The organism is Pseudarthrobacter defluvii, from assembly GCF_030323865.1.
Lineage (GTDB): Bacteria > Actinomycetota > Actinomycetes > Actinomycetales > Micrococcaceae > Arthrobacter > Arthrobacter sedimenti.
On sequence record NZ_CP066362.1, the window covers coordinates 4,086,265 to 4,100,733 of the forward strand.

Sequence of the window (14,469 nt, forward strand, 5' to 3'; positions counted from 1 at the left end):
AGTTGGCTAGAGTCTAAAGCGCTCCGCGCCGCGGCGGGAGTAGGGGCCGGAGGGTTGGTGGTAACGATTCGCCTGTCAGGCTGCCTCCGCGGCGAACGCGTGCCGTGCAGCTGAGGGACCGGGCTATTTGGTGCTGGCGCGGATGGCGTCTGCCACGCTTTCCAGATGGAGCCGCATGGCTTCTGCCGCCGCATCCGGATCCCGGGCACAGACGGCATCAATGATGGCGAGGTGCTCAGGCAGGGAAACGGCCGGGCGGCCCGACTGGCGGGCAAGGCGGAACTGGAACCGGACCGCCTGTCCCCGGAGCCGCTGGATGGTTGCTGCAGCGGTCTGCTGCGCGCTCATGGCGATGATCTTTTCGTGCATCGCCTGGTTGCCTTCAGAGTAGGACTCGCGGTCGCCCCGGTCCACGGCGTCCTTCATGCGGGCGGCCAGGTCCTGCAGCTCAGCGACGTCGTCATCGGTGACCCGTTCGGCAGCCTTGCGGGCGCAAAGCGCCTCGAGGGCGGCGCGCACCTCGGTAATCTCCACCGCTTCCTCCACCGAGACCGCACGCACCCGCGCTCCCCGGTTCTGGATACGCTCCACGAGGCCTTCAACGCTCAGTTCCGAGAGGGCAACCCTGATGTTTCCCCGGCTCGCCCCGTACTCGGCGGCGAGGTCGCCTTCCACAAGGCGCTGGTTGGGCACCAGTTCCCCGCTGACAATGGCGGTGCGCAGCAGCCCTGCGAGTTCAACGGCGGTGGGAGTCCGGCCTGCTCCATCCACGGTTGTGTCCACAGCCAACCTTCTCCCTATCCCGCCGGTTGCCAATTTTGCTGACAATTTCCGACCCCAGCGTACTCCAACTGCTGCGCTCGAGACCCAACGTAGTCATTGATTGTTAGCTATATTGCTGACAAAATCTGGGTTGTGCGGTTTTTCGATTAGTGCGGCGTCGTTCGGCGGGCGCCCCTGCCAGGAGCGTGCGCGATGATCATTGACATCCACGGCCACTACACCACCGCCCCGCCCGCGCTCGGGCAATGGCGGGACCGGCAGGTCGCCGCCCTGGACGACCCGTCCGTGGCACCGTCCCGCGCAGACCTAAAGATTTCCGACGACGAGCTGCGGGAAAGCATCGAAGCGAACCAGCTGCGCTTGATGGATGAACGTGGCATCGATCTCACCGTCTTTTCACCCCGGGCGTCCTTCATGGCCCACCATGTGGGCTCCCTCGAAACATCGGCGGAGTGGGCGGCCATCTGCAACGAGCTCTGCTACCGGGTCAGCCGGCTCTACCCGGAGCGGTTCATCCCGGCCGCGATGCTTCCCCAGTCCCCCGGCGTGGACCCCGCCACCTGCATCCCCGAACTGGCCCGCTGCGTGGAGGAATACGGCGCCGTGGCCCTGAACCTGAACCCCGACCCGTCAGGCGGACACTGGACCGCCCCGCCGCTGACGGACCGGTACTGGTACCCGATCTACGAAAAGATGGTGGAGTACGACATCCCCGCGATGGTCCACGTCAGCACCAGCACCAATCCCGCTTTCCACACCACCGGGGCGCATTACCTCAACGCCGACACCACCGCGTTCATGCAGCTCATCCAGGGCGACCTCTTCAAGGACTTCCCAACCCTAAAACTCGTCATCCCGCACGGCGGCGGGGCGGTGCCCTACCACTGGGGACGTTTCCGCGGCCTGGCCATGGCCCTGCACAAGCCGCCCCTCGAAGAGCACCTGCTGGATAACGTCTTCTTCGACACCTGCGTCTACCACCAACCGGGCATCGACCTGCTCCTGGAGGTCTTCCCCACACAAAACATCCTCTTCGCGTCCGAGATGATCGGGGCCGTCCGGGACATCGACCCCTGGACCGGCCATCACTTCGATGACACCGCACGGTACATCGACGCCGCCGGCCTGGATGAAGCCGAACTCGGCGCCATCCAGGAGCACAATGCCCGCGCCGTCTATCCACGCCTCGACGCCCTGCTCAAGCAGCAAGGCCGCTGACTCCGCCTCCGAAGGGAACCACCATGCAGGAACTAGGCGTTGTCCACACCAACATCACCCGGGCGGCTGAAGACAGCGTCAAAGCCCTCTCCGCGTTCGGTGTCAGCACCGTCCACGAGGCCATGGGCCGGCTCGGACTCATGCGTCCCTACATCCGCCCCGTCTACCCCGGCGCCACCATGTGCGGCACCGCCGTCACCGTCCTGCTCCAGCCTGGAGACAACTGGATGCTGCATGTCGCCGCCGAGCAGGTCCGGTCGGGAGACGTGGTGGTGGCCGGTTGCACCACCGAATGCGAGGACGGCTTCTTCGGAGAACTGCTGGCAACGTCGCTGCGGGCACAGGGCGCGGCGGGCCTGGTCATCGACGGCGGCTGCCGGGATGTTGCCGCCCTTCAGGCCATGGACTTCCCGGTCTTCAGCCGCGCCATCAACTCCAGGGGAACGGTCAAAGCCACGCTGGGCTCCGTCAATGTCCCGGTGGTCTGCGCCAACGCCCTGGTCAACCCGGGGGATGTGGTGCTTGCCGACGTCGACGGCGTTGTGGTGGTGCCGGCTGCCCGGGCGGCCGATGTGGCGGCAGCAGCACGGGCGCGGGAAGACAACGAGAAAGCCAAGCGTGAGCGGTTTGCCGGCGGGGAACTTGGACTGGACATTTACAACATGCGGGGACCGCTCGAAGCGGCCGGACTGCGCTACCTGGACTGAACGGCGGGACCGCCGTAATCAAGGGCAATGCGGCGCGCGGTCTCCATCAGCTGCGGCAGGACGGCCGCTTCAATGTCCTGGGCCGCGGCCCGATGGGTCTGCAGCGAAACGTTGGCCGCGGCCACAACCTCATGTCCGCGCAGGACCGGGACTGCCACACCCCGGAGGCCTTCCTCCAGTTCCTGCGACACCATGCACCACCCCCTGGTCCTTGCCGCCTCCACTTCAGCGCGGAGGTCATCCACGCTGCCGATAGAGCGGTCCGTAAAGCGCTGGAGCCGGACCGAGTGGAGGTATTCCTCCAACTGCGGTGCAGGCAGCCCGGCAAGGAGGACGCGGCCCATGGAGGTGGCCCAGGCAGGGAAGCGGGTGCCCACCGTGATGGACACGCTCAACAGGCGCGGAGAGGGAACGCAGGCAACGTAGACCACGTCACCGCCATCGAGGATGCACAGGGAGGTTGTCTCGTTCAGCTCCGCAGCCAGGTCCCTCAGGTGCGGCTCGGCCACCTTGGGCAAGGTCAGCGCGGCCAGATAGGACCTGCCCACGTCCAGGGACCGCGCGGTCAGCTCGAAGGCCGGCCCGACGGCCCGGAGGTAGCCAAGGTCGGCGAGGGTGAGCAGGAAGCGCCGGGCCGAAGCCCGCGTCATGTCCGTCCGGGCTGCAACCTGCGAGACGGTGAGCCGGGGCTGGTCAGGGGTAAAGGCAAGCAGGACGTCAAAAGCCTTCTCAACCGACTTAACGAAGTAGCCTGCCTGCTCCTCCACGTTGCTGTTCCCCTCCGAACCAACCGGGCGTACCGGCACGGAATTGCCGGGCTTTTCGCACCTGTCCGATCATATCGGGCACCTGCGGGGAGGAAGCCCGGCCCAAAGCCCGCGCCCTAGTGCACATCACGAAGGCCGATGAGAGTCTCCTGCAGCAGTGCGCCTGCCTCTCCGTCCAGCCCCAGGAGGGGCACCATGGCCACCGCCTGCTCCCGAAGGTGGTCCCACCCGTCGATGCACCGGATGCCCATCGCGTCCGCGCAGGCCACGCTGGCGGTGGTGTGGCGGGCGTAAACGAAGTCGTACAGGACGGCGTCGGGCGCCAGTGCAGCACCACCCCAGGCCGCCGGGTCGGAGGCCTGTTTCCCGATGGGCGTGGCGTTGACGATAAGGGAGGCATCAGCTGCGGCATCCCTGGCCTGCTCCCACATGATGGCGTGCGCGTCGAGGCCCAGTTCGCGCGCCAGCTCCAGCAGCTCGGCGGAAGCATGGGGATCGCGGTCCGCAATGGACACGGCTCCCACGTTGTCCCGGATGGAAATGAGGGCTGCGCGGGCCGCTCCCCCTGCCCCGAGCAGGAGGGCATGGCGCTGGTAGGTGGGCCCAAGCAGTTTCCGGGCAGCAGTGATGTCGGTGTTGTGGGCCTCCAGCCTTTCACCTGCCCGCACCAGCAGGTTGCAGGCACCGCTCAGCCTCACGGACTCGTCGGCAGCATCAGCGGTTTCCGCCGCCCAATGCTTATGCGGCATGGTCACGTTGGCGGCCACCATATCCGGACCCAGGAGGTCTTTACGGACCTGCGCAAGGTCGCCGTCCGGCGGCACATCCCATGCCTCGTACCTCCAGCCGTTGCCCAGGCGGGCCAGGACAGGGTTCCAAAGTGCGGGTGACATGGCCTGGGAAGCCGCTGACCCGATCAGGACCAGGCGGGAAGTGAGAGAGTGCGGTTCCATGCAGTGCTCCACCTTTCGCAGAGATGGGCGTTGTGATTGGCGTCACCGGCTAGTATCCTCTTTTTAGGCGCATTTCGCACACTTGTTCGTTATGCGTACAAATGAGAAAAGATCCCCACCTTCAGCGTGGAAGGAACCCCACAATGACCAACATCGCAGCAGGAGCCCAGGCCCAGGCGACGCCCGAGGAGCAGCGCCGCCTCAAGCGCGCAAAGAAGGCAGCGTTGGCAGCCTTCCTCGGCGGCGCGCTGGAGTACTACGACTTCTTCATCTACGCCACTGCCGCCTCCCTCGTCTTCTCGAAGATCTTCTTCCCTGCGGGCGACCCCACAGTGGCGCTTATCGCGTCCTTCGCCACCTTCGGTGTCGCCTACGTCGCGAGGCCGTTCGGCGCAGTGGTGTTCGGGCACCTGGGTGACAAGATCGGCCGCAAGAACACCCTGGTTCTCACGCTGGTCCTGATGGGCAGTGCCACGTTCCTGATCGGCGCCCTGCCGGACTTCAGCCTGGCAGGCTACTGGGCCCCCGCACTGCTGGTGGTGCTGCGCCTGTTGCAGGGCCTGTCCGCCGGCGCCGAGACCGCCGGGGCATCGGCATTGTCCACGGAAGAAGCCCCGGAAGGCCGCCGCGGCTTCTTTGCCAGCTTCGCCATGAGCGGCATCTCGGCCGGCATCGTGCTCGCGTCCCTTGCGTTCCTGCCCGTGGCGGCAATGAGCGAGGCAGACCGCCTTGCATGGGGCTGGCGCATTCCCTTCTGGCTCTCCCTGGTGGTCCTCATCGTCGCGTACCTAGTGCGCCGCTCCCTGGAGGAGCCGGAGGTCTTCGAGGAAAAGCATGACCACGGCGAACTGGTGAAGCTGCCCTTCGCCAAGATGTTCCAGACCCACCCGGCGCAGTTCTTCCAGGTGGCGCTGATGTCCTTCGAGACCGTCACCAACACGTTCATGCAGTCCTTTGGCCTCGCGTACGCGGTCTCGGTGGGTGTCCCCGCCTCCACCATGCTCTGGGTGAGCATCCTGGGCAACGTCCTGGCGATCGGCAGCCAGCCCCTGATGGCACGGTGGTCCGACAGCCTTGGCCGGCGGCCCATCTTCATCGGCGGCGTGCTCGGCTCGGGCGCCATGATCTTTGTCTACTTCTGGGTGATCTCCACCGGGAACATCCCCATGATCTTCCTGACCAGCACGCTGATCACGGCCGGCACCTACGCCATGTCCAATGCCATCTACCCGGCCTGGTTCTCCGAGCTCTTCAACGTCAAGGTCCGCTACTCGGGCATGGCGATCGGGCTCCAAATCGGCATCCTGTGCGCCGGTTTCACCCCACTGCTGGGCACCGCCCTGGTGGGAGCGGACAAGGCCAACTGGGGACCGGCGGCCTGGATCGTGGCAGGTTCCTCGGTCCTCGCCGTGGCGGGCGCCTGGTGGGCGCGCGAGACCGCCAAGACCCCGCTCCGGGAGCTGGGCAACCACGTGCGGTAGGGGCCTTCACAATCACGCAGCAAACAGGAAGAGGCCGACGGCGGGAAGCACCGCCGTCGGCCTCTTGCCTTTGCACCCCGCGCGTCTGGGCAGCTCAAGGCGCTGTTGTGTGAGAATGAGCGGGATTCACAGACAACAGAATATTGGGGGACCCATGTCAGAGCGCGCAGAATTCGAGGCAACACCATCCGGACCGGAGGGCGGTCACGGAACTCCGGTACCGCAGTACGGCCAGCGGTCATCGGAACCATGGCTGCCGCCCGCAGGCCAGTTCCAGCTCCCGGTGCCCGCGCCGACAGCTCCGCGGGAGGACGTGGTGCGCGGCGCCGTCTACGCTCTGGCGGCGGTTCCGGTAGGCATCGCCGCCTGGCTGGTGCTGTGGAACATGGGCTGGATGGCCTCCATCGTTGCCTTTATCGCCGCGGCGCTGGCAGCGCGCCTGTACGTCACGGGAGCCGGCGGCATCATCAGCCGGCGGGGCGCATGGGTGGTTGTGGCAATAACGGCGGTGACGGTGCTGCTGTCGTTCTGGGGCGGCATGCTGGTGGACGCGGCGAAGTACCTTGGCGGGGGCTCTCCCCTGCTGATGCTGGCAGATGCCCAGACCTGGGACCTGCTCCTCTTCAACCTCTCGACGAACCGGGAACTGGTCGACGGGTACGGCGGGGACTTCCTCGTTGCCCTGCTGTTCAGTGGCCTGGGCTGCTTCTTCACACTCCGCCGGTTGTTCGCCCAAACCCGGACCAGCTAGCCGGAAGCAGCTCGCGCAAACCATGCGGGCTGTCCCCAGCTGGACCGTTCCGTCACGCCCGGCAGCGCGAGGGCAGCCTGCCTGACATCCTCTTCGGTGACCATGGGTCCGAGTCTGCCCCCGGCGTGGCGGCGGGAGAAGGGCGCGTCGTACCGGGCTGCACACTGGGACGGGGGTTCGCTGCGCAGGGGCAGTCCCTGCCCACTGAGAGCAGGGGAGGCTGCGCGGCGGCGTTCCTACCCGCGGGCGGTGAGGTCTGCGGAAATGAGCTTGGCGGTGGCCACAATTTCCTGTGCGACCGATGCCAGATAGGCGTCCGGGTCCGGCTTGGCCTCCACAGACTGGGCCTGCAGGCTGACGTTGACGGCGGCCACCACCTTGGCCCCGTCATACACGGGCGCCGCGACGGACATGAGGCCCAGTTCCAGTTCCTGGTTGAGCAGGCACCAGCCCTGGGCGCGGACGGTTTCCAGGACGGCGAGCAGCTCGGGAACTGTTGCCAGGGCGCGCGGAGTAAGCGGCTTGATGTCCGCGGCCGCCAGGTATGCCTTGAGCTCCGCCGGGGGCAGGTGCGCGAGCAGAACCCGGCCCATGGACGTGGCGTACGCGGGGAACCGGGTCCCCACCGTGATGCCGATGGTCATGATCCGGCGGGTGGTGACCCTGGCAATGTAGGCGATGTCCGTGCCGTCCAGCACCGCAGCGGAGGTGGATTCGCCCAGCTTCAGGGACAGTTCCTCGAGGTGCGGCTGGGCCAGTTGCGGCAGGGACAGCCCGGAGAGGTACGCGTAGCCCAGCTGGAGCACCTTTGCCGTCAGCGCGAAGGTCTTGCCGTCGGTCCGCACGTAGCCGAGTTCCACGAGCGTGTGCAGGAACCTGCGCGCGGTGGCGCGGGTCAACCCGGTGCGGGACGCGACCTCCGTGAGGGTCATGACGGGGCGGTCGGCGTCGAAGGCACGGATCACGGCCAGGCCCCGTGCCAGCGACTGGACGTACTGGTCGCTGGCCTGCGGGGGCTGGGTTTCCGTGCGGACGGCGTCGGTCATGGTTACCAATCCTAGGTGGCGCTTCCGACGGCGGGCGCCGCTTTGAGCGGGACGGGTACCAGTTCCTGGAGTTCTTCGAGGGTGCAGCCGAAGGTTTCGCGGACGGAGACGCCGTCGGGTCCGGTGAGGAACACGCCCTTGTCCGTGTAGACACGGGTGACGCAGCCGACGCCGGTGATCGGGTAGGTGCAGGACTCCACGATCTTGGAGGCACCTTCGCGGGTCAGGAGGGTCATCATGACGAAGACGTCCTTGGCGCCGGTGGCCAGGTCCATGGCACCGCCGACGGCGGGAATGGCCCCGGGCGCGCCGGTGTGCCAGTTCGCCAGGTCACCGGTGGCGGAGACCTGGAAGGCGCCGAGCACGCAGATGTCCAGGTGCCCGCCGCGCATGATCGCGAAGGAATCGGCGTGGTGGAAGTAGGACGCACCGGGCAGTTCGGTGACGGGGATCTTGCCGGCGTTGATGAGGTCGCCGTCGATCTGGTCGCCCTTGGCCTCCGGGCCCATGCCGAGCATCCCGTTCTCCGTGTGGAGGGTGATGTTCTGTTCCTCGGTGAGGTAGTTGGACACCAGGGTGGGCTGCCCGATCCCCAGGTTCACGAAGGACCCGGGCGCGATGTCCCTGGCCACCAGCCGGGCCAGGTCATCGCGGCCCAGCGGGGTGGTGGAGGTCTGGAGGGTTGTTGCGGTGCTCATGTCAGGCCACCTTCTCGCTCGTGCCGGCGCCCGCGGGGACGCGGACCACTGTGTTGACGTAGATGCCGGGCGTGACCACGTTTTCCGGGTCCAGGCCGCCCACCGGGACGATCTCAGAGACCTGGACGATGGTGTGCTTCGCCGCGGCTGCCATGATGGGGCCGAAGTTCCGGGCGGTCTTGCGGTAGACGAGGTTGCCCTTGCCGTCCGCCTTCAGCGCCTTGATGAGGGCGACATCGGCGTGGATGGGCGTTTCAAAGACCTGGCCGCGGCCGTCGATGATCCGGGTTTCCTTGCCCTCGGCAAGCATGGTGCCGTACCCGGTGGGGGTGAAGAACCCGCCGATCCCGGCCCCGGCGGCGCGGATCCGTTCGGCCAGGTTGCCCTGCGGCACGAGTTCGAGTTCGATCTCGCCGGCCTTGTACTTGGCGTCGAAGTGCCAGGAATCGGACTGCCGCGGGAAGGAGCAGATCATCTTCTTCACCCGGCCCTCCTTGATCAGCAGCGCCAGGCCCTGGTCGCCCTGGCCCGCGTTGTTGTTCACCACGGTCAGGTCCGTGGCGCCGCAGTCCAGCAGCGCGTCGATCAGTTCGAACGGCTGGCCGGCGTTGCCGAACCCGCCGATCATCACGGTGGAGCCGTCCTTGATGCCGGCCACGGCATCCTGGACCGAATCTACGAAGTTCAGCATGGCTTATGCCTTTCCGTTCGAAGCAGTGACGTTTTCGAGGACGACGGCCAGGCCCTGGCCCACGCCGATGCAGATGGCAGCGACGCCCCAGCGTTCGCCGGAGGCCTGCAGGGACCGGGCCAGGGTGCCCAGGATCCGGGTCCCGGAAGCACCCAGGGGGTGTCCCATGGCGATGGCCCCGCCGTGCCGGTTCACGATCGAGTGGTCGATGCCCCAGGCGTTGATGCAGGCCAGGGACTGCGCGGCGAACGCTTCGTTAAGTTCGACGGCGCCCACCTGCTCCCAGCCGATGCCCGCCTTTTCGAGGGCCTTGTTCGCCGCCTCGACCGGGGCGTAGCCGAAGTACTGCGGATCGTTCGCGTGCGCCCCGCGCCCAGCGATCCGGGCCAGCGGGTCCAGCCCCAGCAGCCCCGCGGCGGCCTCGGACCCGATCCAAGCCGCGGAGGCGCCGTCGGACAAGGGCGACGCGTTGCCGGCGGTGACCGTGCCGTTCTCAGCCCGGAACACGGTCTTCAGCCCGGCGAGCTTCTCTGCCGAAGACCCGGCGCGGATCCCCTCGTCCCGGACCAGGTCGGTGCCCGGCACCGGGGTCACCAGGTTGTCGTAGAAGCCCTCGTCCCAGGCGGCGGCGGACAGGTTGTGCGAGGCGGCGGCGAACTCATCCTGCGCCTCCCGGGTCACGCCATACTTTTCGCGCAGGCGTTCGGTGGCCTCGCCCAGGGAGATGGTCCACTCCTTAGGCATCGCCTTGTTCACCAGGCGCCAGCCCAGCGTCGTGGACGCCAGCGTCATGTCCCCGGCCGGGTACGGCTTCTCCGTCTTGGGCAGCACCCACGGGGCGCGGGACATCGACTCCGCGCCACCGACGAGCATCAGGTCCGCATCACCGGCGTTGATCTGCCGGGAAGCAATGATCGCCGCATCCAGGGAGGACCCGCACAACCGGTTCACCGTGGTGCCCGGGATCGAGACCGGCAGGCCGGCCAGCAGCGTGCCCATCCGGGCGATGTTCCGGTTCTCCTCACCAGCGCCGTTCGCGTTCCCGAACACCACCTCATCAATCCGCTCAACATCAAGGCCCGGGGCACGCTTGACGGACTCCTTGATCACGTGCGCGGCAAGATCATCCGGACGGACGGCGGCAAGGCCGGAGCCGAACTTGCCAAAAGGGGTGCGCACAGCGTCGTACACAAAAGCCTGGTTCACGGGGTGGTATCCATTTCTCGAAAGACCTGCTGGGCGGTCTTGAAGGCGGTGTTGGCGGAAGGTACTCCGCAGTAGATGGCGGTCTGCAGCAGGATTTCCTTGATTTCGTCCCTGCTGAGGCCGTTCCGGAGGGCGGCGCGGATGTGCATGGCCAGTTCTTCCCAGTGCCCGTGCGCCACCATGGCGGTGATGGTCACCGCCGAGCGCATCTGGCGGGTCAGGCCTGGCCTGGTCCAGATGCCGCCCCAGGCGATGCGGGTGATCATGTCCTGGAAGTCGTCGGTGAATTCGTCCTTGTTGGCGTTGGCCCGGTCCACGTGGGCGTCGCCCAGCACTTCGCGCCGGACCGCCATGCCGCCGTCGTAGATCTCCTGGCTGGTGGCGCCGGGCTGGACCACGCCGTGGCGCTGCGCCCCGTCGTAGTCAGCGCCGCTCACTTGGCTGCCTGCCGGGACTCGGCCCAGGTGGCCAGGCTGCGCATGAGGTCCGCAACGTGGGCCGGTGCCTCCGCGGGTGCCAGGTGCGAGACGCCCTCCACGGTCACCGCGGTCGCGGTGCCGCCCGCTGCGGTGATTCCCGCTGCCACTTCCTCGGCCATGGCGGGTGTTGCGACGCCGTCCAGTGCGCCGGCGATGACCTGGGTGGGGACGGTGATGCTGCCCAGCTCCTCCCGGACGTCGAAGGCGGCCAGCGCTTCGCAGCAGAAGGCGTAGCTGAAGCGGTCGGCGTCGCGCAGGGCGTGCAGGAGCCTGCTGCTGAATTCGGGTTCCCGGTCCATGAAGCCGGGTGCGAACCAGCGCTGGGCGGACCCCAGGATCATCACGGGCGTGCCCTGGGTGCGGACGGTTTCGGCGCGCTCCAGCCAGCCTTCGGGGGTGCCGATCTTGGCGCCGCTGTTCTGCACGGAGAGGCTCTTCAGCCGTTCACCGTGCTTGATGCCCAGCTGCAGGCCCACCGCGCCGCCCAGGGAAACCCCGGCGTAGTGGAAGTTTTCGCCGGGGGCGATGGAGTCCACCAGGTCCACGACGGCGTCAGCCAGCGCGGCGACGTCGAACCCTTCGCCGGCGGCGGGCGAAACCCCGTGGCCGGGGAGGTCCCAGGCCACCACGTCGTAGTCATTGCCGAGCAGGGACGCCACCCTGTTCCACAGAATCGTGGAGGTGCCCAGGGAGGGGCCTGCCACGATCAGGGGGTGGTCGCCCAGGGGACGTTGGGGGGACAGCAGCGCTGCCTTCAAGGCTGGCTTAGCCACGGGAAGCTCCATTCGCGTCGGTGGTGGTGGAATCGAATTCGGGGTAGGCGGCAAGGATGCGGCGGGTGATCTCCGCCGCCTGGCCCAGGTAGCTGGCGGGGTCCAGGAGTTCCTCCAACCGGGCGTCAGGGACGACGGCGGCGGGCACGGCTTCGCGGAACAGCTTCCGGTAAGTTGCGGCCTGCTCCGAGGGGGGTGCGTCGAGGGTCCTGTCCACCACCTGCTGCAGTTGCTGCTTGCCGGTGCGCCCGTCCTGCTCCGCAAGCAGTGGGGCCACGGCGGCGGTGACGCCTTCGGCCAGCAGCAGCGGGCCGGCCAGGTCAAGGTTGCGGCGCATGGCGTCCGGGAACACCCGCAGCCCCTCGGCGAGTTCGCGGAGGTGTCCGGCGGCCCCGAGGGCCAGGGCCAGCAAGTGCCGGAGGGCCGGCCACTCCGCGTGCCAGGCCCCGTCCGGACGTTCGTCGTTGAAGTTGGCGGCGGCCACGTGCAGCTGCGCTGCCAACTGCGGTGCCTGCAGTGCGGCGCTGCGGACCAGGACCGACAGCACCGGGTTCTGTTTCTGCGGCATGGCCGAAGAAACACCGCGGCCGGCGGCACGGGGTTCGGCGAGCTCGGCAACCTCCGGGCGGCTGAGGAACAGAACATCCGCGGCGATTTTGCCAAAGGCGTCCAGCACGGAGGCGAGAGCGTGCCCGAGGGACGTGATGGCGAGCCGGTTGGTATGCCATGGCGCCGCGGCCGGGGCCAGGCCCAGCTGGGCGGCGAGCGCATCGGCCAGGCTGAAGGGGGTGGCGGAGGAGCCGTCTGTCAGTACAGTGCCGGCCGCAAGCGTTCCCGCCGCACCGCCGAACTGGACCGGGAACTGCAGGGCCTCGAGCTGCCGGCCCGCTGCGGCCACGTTCTGGAACCACTGAGCAGCCCGCAACCCAAAGGTGAAGGGAAGGGAATGCTGGGTCAGGCTCCTGCCCACGCAGAGCGTGTCCGCATGATGCGCGGCAAGGTGCGCGAGCGCCGTCGTGGTGCCCTTCAAATCTGCCAGCACGGCGTGGACGGTGTTGCGGGCCAGCAGCATGAGGGCTGTGTCCAGCACGTCCTGGCTGGTCAGCGAGGTGTGCACAGCCTTCGTCGCCCCCACTCCGGCGGTGTCCAGCGCCGCCACGTTCCTCCGGAGGTCGGCGAGCACGGGAATCACGGGGTTGCCGCCGCCCTGGGCGCGCAGTGCGATACCGGCCAGGTCGTAGCGCCCCGCCTCAGCGGCGGAAGCGACGACGGCGGCCGAACCGGCGGGCGCCAGGCCTGCCCGCTGCAGCACGGCGGCCCAGCCGGACTCGACGGCGAGGATGGCGCCGAGCACTGCCCGGTCCCCCGTCAGCGCCGCCACCAACGGCGAGGCTGACACGGGACTGAGCAGGCCGGCGTCGGCCTCTTCCGCGAAGGCGCGCAGATCTCCCAGGGCGGCGGCGTGCGTCACTGGAAGTCCAGGAAAACCGTCTCGTCCTGGCCCTGGAGACGGATGTCCCAGGTGAGGCCGCCGTCGGCGTCGCGGTGGGCGATGAGCGTCTTGCGGCGCTCCGGCTCCAGCGAGCTCAGCAGCGGGTCGTTGGCCAGTGCCTCGGTGTCCTCCGGCAGGTAGATGCGGGTGAACAGCCGGTTGGTCAGGCCGCGGGCGAAGAGTGCCACGGAGATGAACGGGGCCGCACCCGGCTTGGTGGGGCCGGGGTTGACGGTGGTGAAGGTGAAGACGCCGGAGTTGCCCACGGCGCCGCGGCCCCAGCCGGTGAAGGTGTAGCCGTCGCGGACCAGGGAGCCGGTGCGCTGGACAACCTTGCCGTCGGCGTCCGGCTGCCAAATCTCCAGGATGGCGTCCGGGATGGTGTGGCCGGCGCCGTCATAGACCGTGCCCTGCAGGCGGATGGAGCCCGGAAAACCGGGAGGCAGCAACTCGTTGTCCTTCTCGAACGGGAGGGCGTAGCCGTAGAACGGGCCCACGGTCTGGCCGGGGGTGGGTACCAGTTTGGTGCTCATCGTTCCTACTCCTCATCTCCGGCGTCGCCGTATGCTTCGTTCTCGGTCCAAGTGCGCTTGGGGCCGGTCAGGACGATGTCCCAGTTGTACCCCAGGGCCCACTCCGGTTCGGTAAGGCTGTGGTCGTAGGTGGCCACGAGGCGGTCGCGGGCGTCCTGGTCCACGATGGTCTGGTAGATCGGATCCAGCGGGAAAAGCTGGTCACCCGGGAAGTACATCTGGGTGATGATCCGCTGGGTGAACTCGCTGCCGAACAGCGAGAAGTGGATGTGCGCCGGCCGCCAGGCATTCAGGTGGTTCTTCCACGGGTAGGCGCCGGGCTTGATGGTGATGAAGCGGTAGGAGCCGTCCGCGCCGGTGATACAGCGGCCGATGCCCGTGAAGTTGGGGTCGATCGGGGCGGGGTGCTGGTCCCGCTTGTGGATGTAGCGGCCGGACGAGTTGGCCTGCCAGATTTCCACGAGCTGGCCCGCCACCGGGCGGCCGTCGCCGTCCAGGACCTTGCCGGACACGATGATCCGCTCACCCAGCGGCTCCCCGTTGTGCTGGATGGTCAGATCCGACTCCAACGCGTGCACGTCCTGGTGCCCGAACGCCGGCGAGAACAGCTCAATGGTTTCCGGGTCCGCGTGTTGCAGGCTCTTGGTGGGATGGCGCAAAATGCTGCTGCGGTAGGGCGGGTAGTCCAGTCGCGGCTGGATTTCCTGCCCGGCACCGTCCTTGAGGGCCCGCTGGTAGGCCTCGCCGATGGCGGTGATCTCTGCACTGAGATCCGCCTGCGACTCGACGGCCTTGTCCAGCTGGTGGGCAGCCTTTGGTTCGGCCGGGGGCACGAGTTCCTCCGACTCCAGCTCCTCGGTGATGTTTTCCGACACGGCTGGCTCCTTTCTG

16 protein-coding genes are annotated in these 14,469 nt (G+C 67.7%); 4 read left to right on the top strand and 12 right to left on the bottom strand.

Going from position 1 to position 14,469, the window contains the following annotated elements; all coding sequences use genetic code 11:
- Window positions 1-123: 123 nt before the first annotated feature.
- Window positions 124-783, bottom strand: coding sequence for a GntR family transcriptional regulator (locus JCQ34_RS18975; protein ID WP_286400427.1), 660 nt, complete (start codon window positions 781-783; stop codon window positions 124-126).
- A 192-nt stretch (window positions 784-975) separates the two neighbouring features.
- Here JCQ34_RS18975 and JCQ34_RS18980 point away from each other — a divergent pair, with 192 nt between their 5' ends.
- Both JCQ34_RS18980 and ligK read left to right on the top strand, forming a co-directional pair.
- Window positions 976-2,001, top strand: a complete 1,026-nt coding sequence (locus JCQ34_RS18980) for an amidohydrolase family protein (protein WP_286400429.1) — start codon at window positions 976-978, stop codon at window positions 1,999-2,001.
- A 23-nt stretch (window positions 2,002-2,024) separates the two neighbouring features.
- A complete protein-coding gene (ligK, locus tag JCQ34_RS18985; protein ID WP_286400431.1) occupies window positions 2,025-2,708 on the top strand; it encodes a 4-carboxy-4-hydroxy-2-oxoadipate aldolase/oxaloacetate decarboxylase in 684 nt (227 codons plus the stop codon).
- On the opposite strand, the gene JCQ34_RS18990 is transcribed toward ligK, so the two are convergent.
- Window positions 2,696-3,475, bottom strand: coding sequence for an IclR family transcriptional regulator domain-containing protein (locus JCQ34_RS18990; RefSeq protein ID WP_286400432.1), 780 nt, complete (start codon window positions 3,473-3,475; stop codon window positions 2,696-2,698). The two genes, ligK and JCQ34_RS18990, sit on opposite strands and share 13 nt — an antisense overlap.
- 116 nt (window positions 3,476-3,591) lie before the next feature.
- Window positions 3,592-4,428, bottom strand: coding sequence for a shikimate dehydrogenase family protein (locus tag JCQ34_RS18995; RefSeq protein WP_286400433.1), 837 nt, complete (start codon window positions 4,426-4,428; stop codon window positions 3,592-3,594).
- A gap of 143 nt (window positions 4,429-4,571) precedes the next feature.
- Here JCQ34_RS18995 and JCQ34_RS19000 point away from each other — a divergent pair, with 143 nt between their 5' ends.
- Together JCQ34_RS19000 and JCQ34_RS19005 are read left to right on the top strand one after the other, a co-directional pair.
- A complete protein-coding gene (locus JCQ34_RS19000) occupies window positions 4,572-5,909 on the top strand; it encodes an MFS transporter (RefSeq protein ID WP_286400435.1) in 1,338 nt (445 codons plus the stop codon).
- A 154-nt stretch (window positions 5,910-6,063) separates the two neighbouring features.
- Window positions 6,064-6,660 carry a hypothetical protein gene (locus JCQ34_RS19005; protein ID WP_286400437.1) on the top strand — a complete coding sequence of 199 codons (597 nt, stop codon included), beginning with the start codon at window positions 6,064-6,066 and terminating at the stop codon, window positions 6,658-6,660.
- A gap of 236 nt (window positions 6,661-6,896) precedes the next feature.
- Here JCQ34_RS19005 and JCQ34_RS19010 read toward each other — a convergent pair whose 3' ends face one another.
- The 9 genes from JCQ34_RS19010 to pcaH are packed head-to-tail and all read right to left on the bottom strand — an operon-like array spanning window position 6,897 to window position 14,453.
- A complete protein-coding gene (locus tag JCQ34_RS19010; protein ID WP_286400438.1) occupies window positions 6,897-7,706 on the bottom strand; it encodes an IclR family transcriptional regulator domain-containing protein in 810 nt (269 codons plus the stop codon).
- A gap of 11 nt (window positions 7,707-7,717) precedes the next feature.
- A complete protein-coding gene (locus JCQ34_RS19015; RefSeq protein WP_286400439.1) occupies window positions 7,718-8,404 on the bottom strand; it encodes a 3-oxoacid CoA-transferase subunit B in 687 nt (228 codons plus the stop codon).
- A 1-nt stretch (window position 8,405) separates the two neighbouring features.
- Window positions 8,406-9,095 (bottom strand): 3-oxoacid CoA-transferase subunit A, encoded by a 690-nt coding sequence (locus JCQ34_RS19020; RefSeq protein WP_286400440.1) that lies wholly within the window; start codon window positions 9,093-9,095, stop codon window positions 8,406-8,408.
- Between the two features lie 3 nt (window positions 9,096-9,098).
- The gene (locus JCQ34_RS19025; RefSeq protein ID WP_286400442.1) at window positions 9,099-10,301 is read right to left on the bottom strand and encodes a thiolase family protein; all 1,203 of its coding nucleotides are present in this window, start codon (window positions 10,299-10,301) and stop codon (window positions 9,099-9,101) included.
- A complete protein-coding gene (pcaC, locus tag JCQ34_RS19030; protein WP_286400444.1) occupies window positions 10,298-10,738 on the bottom strand; it encodes a 4-carboxymuconolactone decarboxylase in 441 nt (146 codons plus the stop codon). Before pcaC ends, JCQ34_RS19025 begins: the two co-directional genes overlap by 4 nt.
- A complete protein-coding gene (locus tag JCQ34_RS19035) occupies window positions 10,735-11,553 on the bottom strand; it encodes an alpha/beta fold hydrolase (protein ID WP_286400446.1) in 819 nt (272 codons plus the stop codon). The genes pcaC and JCQ34_RS19035 overlap by 4 nt, the downstream gene beginning before the upstream one ends.
- Window positions 11,546-13,024 carry a lyase family protein gene (locus tag JCQ34_RS19040; RefSeq protein WP_286400447.1) on the bottom strand — a complete coding sequence of 493 codons (1,479 nt, stop codon included), beginning with the start codon at window positions 13,022-13,024 and terminating at the stop codon, window positions 11,546-11,548. Before JCQ34_RS19040 ends, JCQ34_RS19035 begins: the two co-directional genes overlap by 8 nt.
- A complete protein-coding gene (gene pcaG, locus JCQ34_RS19045) occupies window positions 13,021-13,578 on the bottom strand; it encodes a protocatechuate 3,4-dioxygenase subunit alpha (RefSeq protein WP_286400448.1) in 558 nt (185 codons plus the stop codon). Before pcaG ends, JCQ34_RS19040 begins: the two co-directional genes overlap by 4 nt.
- Before the next feature lie 5 nt (window positions 13,579-13,583).
- The gene (pcaH, locus tag JCQ34_RS19050) at window positions 13,584-14,453 is read right to left on the bottom strand and encodes a protocatechuate 3,4-dioxygenase subunit beta (RefSeq protein ID WP_286400449.1); all 870 of its coding nucleotides are present in this window, start codon (window positions 14,451-14,453) and stop codon (window positions 13,584-13,586) included.
- Between the last annotated feature and the right edge of the window lie 16 nt (window positions 14,454-14,469).

What these genes read in the sequence shown, in the direction of transcription:
- JCQ34_RS18995 (WP_286400433.1), bottom strand. Translation starts at nt 4,428, where the DNA reads ATGGAACCGCACTCTCTCACTTCCCGCCTGGTCCTGATCGGGTCAGCG.
- JCQ34_RS19005 (WP_286400437.1), top strand. Translation starts at nt 6,064, where the DNA reads ATGTCAGAGCGCGCAGAATTCGAGGCAACACCATCCGGACCGGAGGGC.
- JCQ34_RS19020 (WP_286400440.1), bottom strand. Translation starts at nt 9,095, where the DNA reads ATGCTGAACTTCGTAGATTCGGTCCAGGATGCCGTGGCCGGCATCAAG.
- JCQ34_RS19015 (WP_286400439.1), bottom strand. Translation starts at nt 8,404, where the DNA reads ATGAGCACCGCAACAACCCTCCAGACCTCCACCACCCCGCTGGGCCGC.
- ligK (WP_286400431.1), top strand. Translation starts at nt 2,025, where the DNA reads ATGCAGGAACTAGGCGTTGTCCACACCAACATCACCCGGGCGGCTGAA.
- pcaG (WP_286400448.1), bottom strand. Translation starts at nt 13,578, where the DNA reads ATGAGCACCAAACTGGTACCCACCCCCGGCCAGACCGTGGGCCCGTTC.
- JCQ34_RS19000 (WP_286400435.1), top strand. Translation starts at nt 4,572, where the DNA reads ATGACCAACATCGCAGCAGGAGCCCAGGCCCAGGCGACGCCCGAGGAG.
- JCQ34_RS18980 (WP_286400429.1), top strand. Translation starts at nt 976, where the DNA reads ATGATCATTGACATCCACGGCCACTACACCACCGCCCCGCCCGCGCTC.
- JCQ34_RS19010 (WP_286400438.1), bottom strand. Translation starts at nt 7,706, where the DNA reads ATGACCGACGCCGTCCGCACGGAAACCCAGCCCCCGCAGGCCAGCGAC.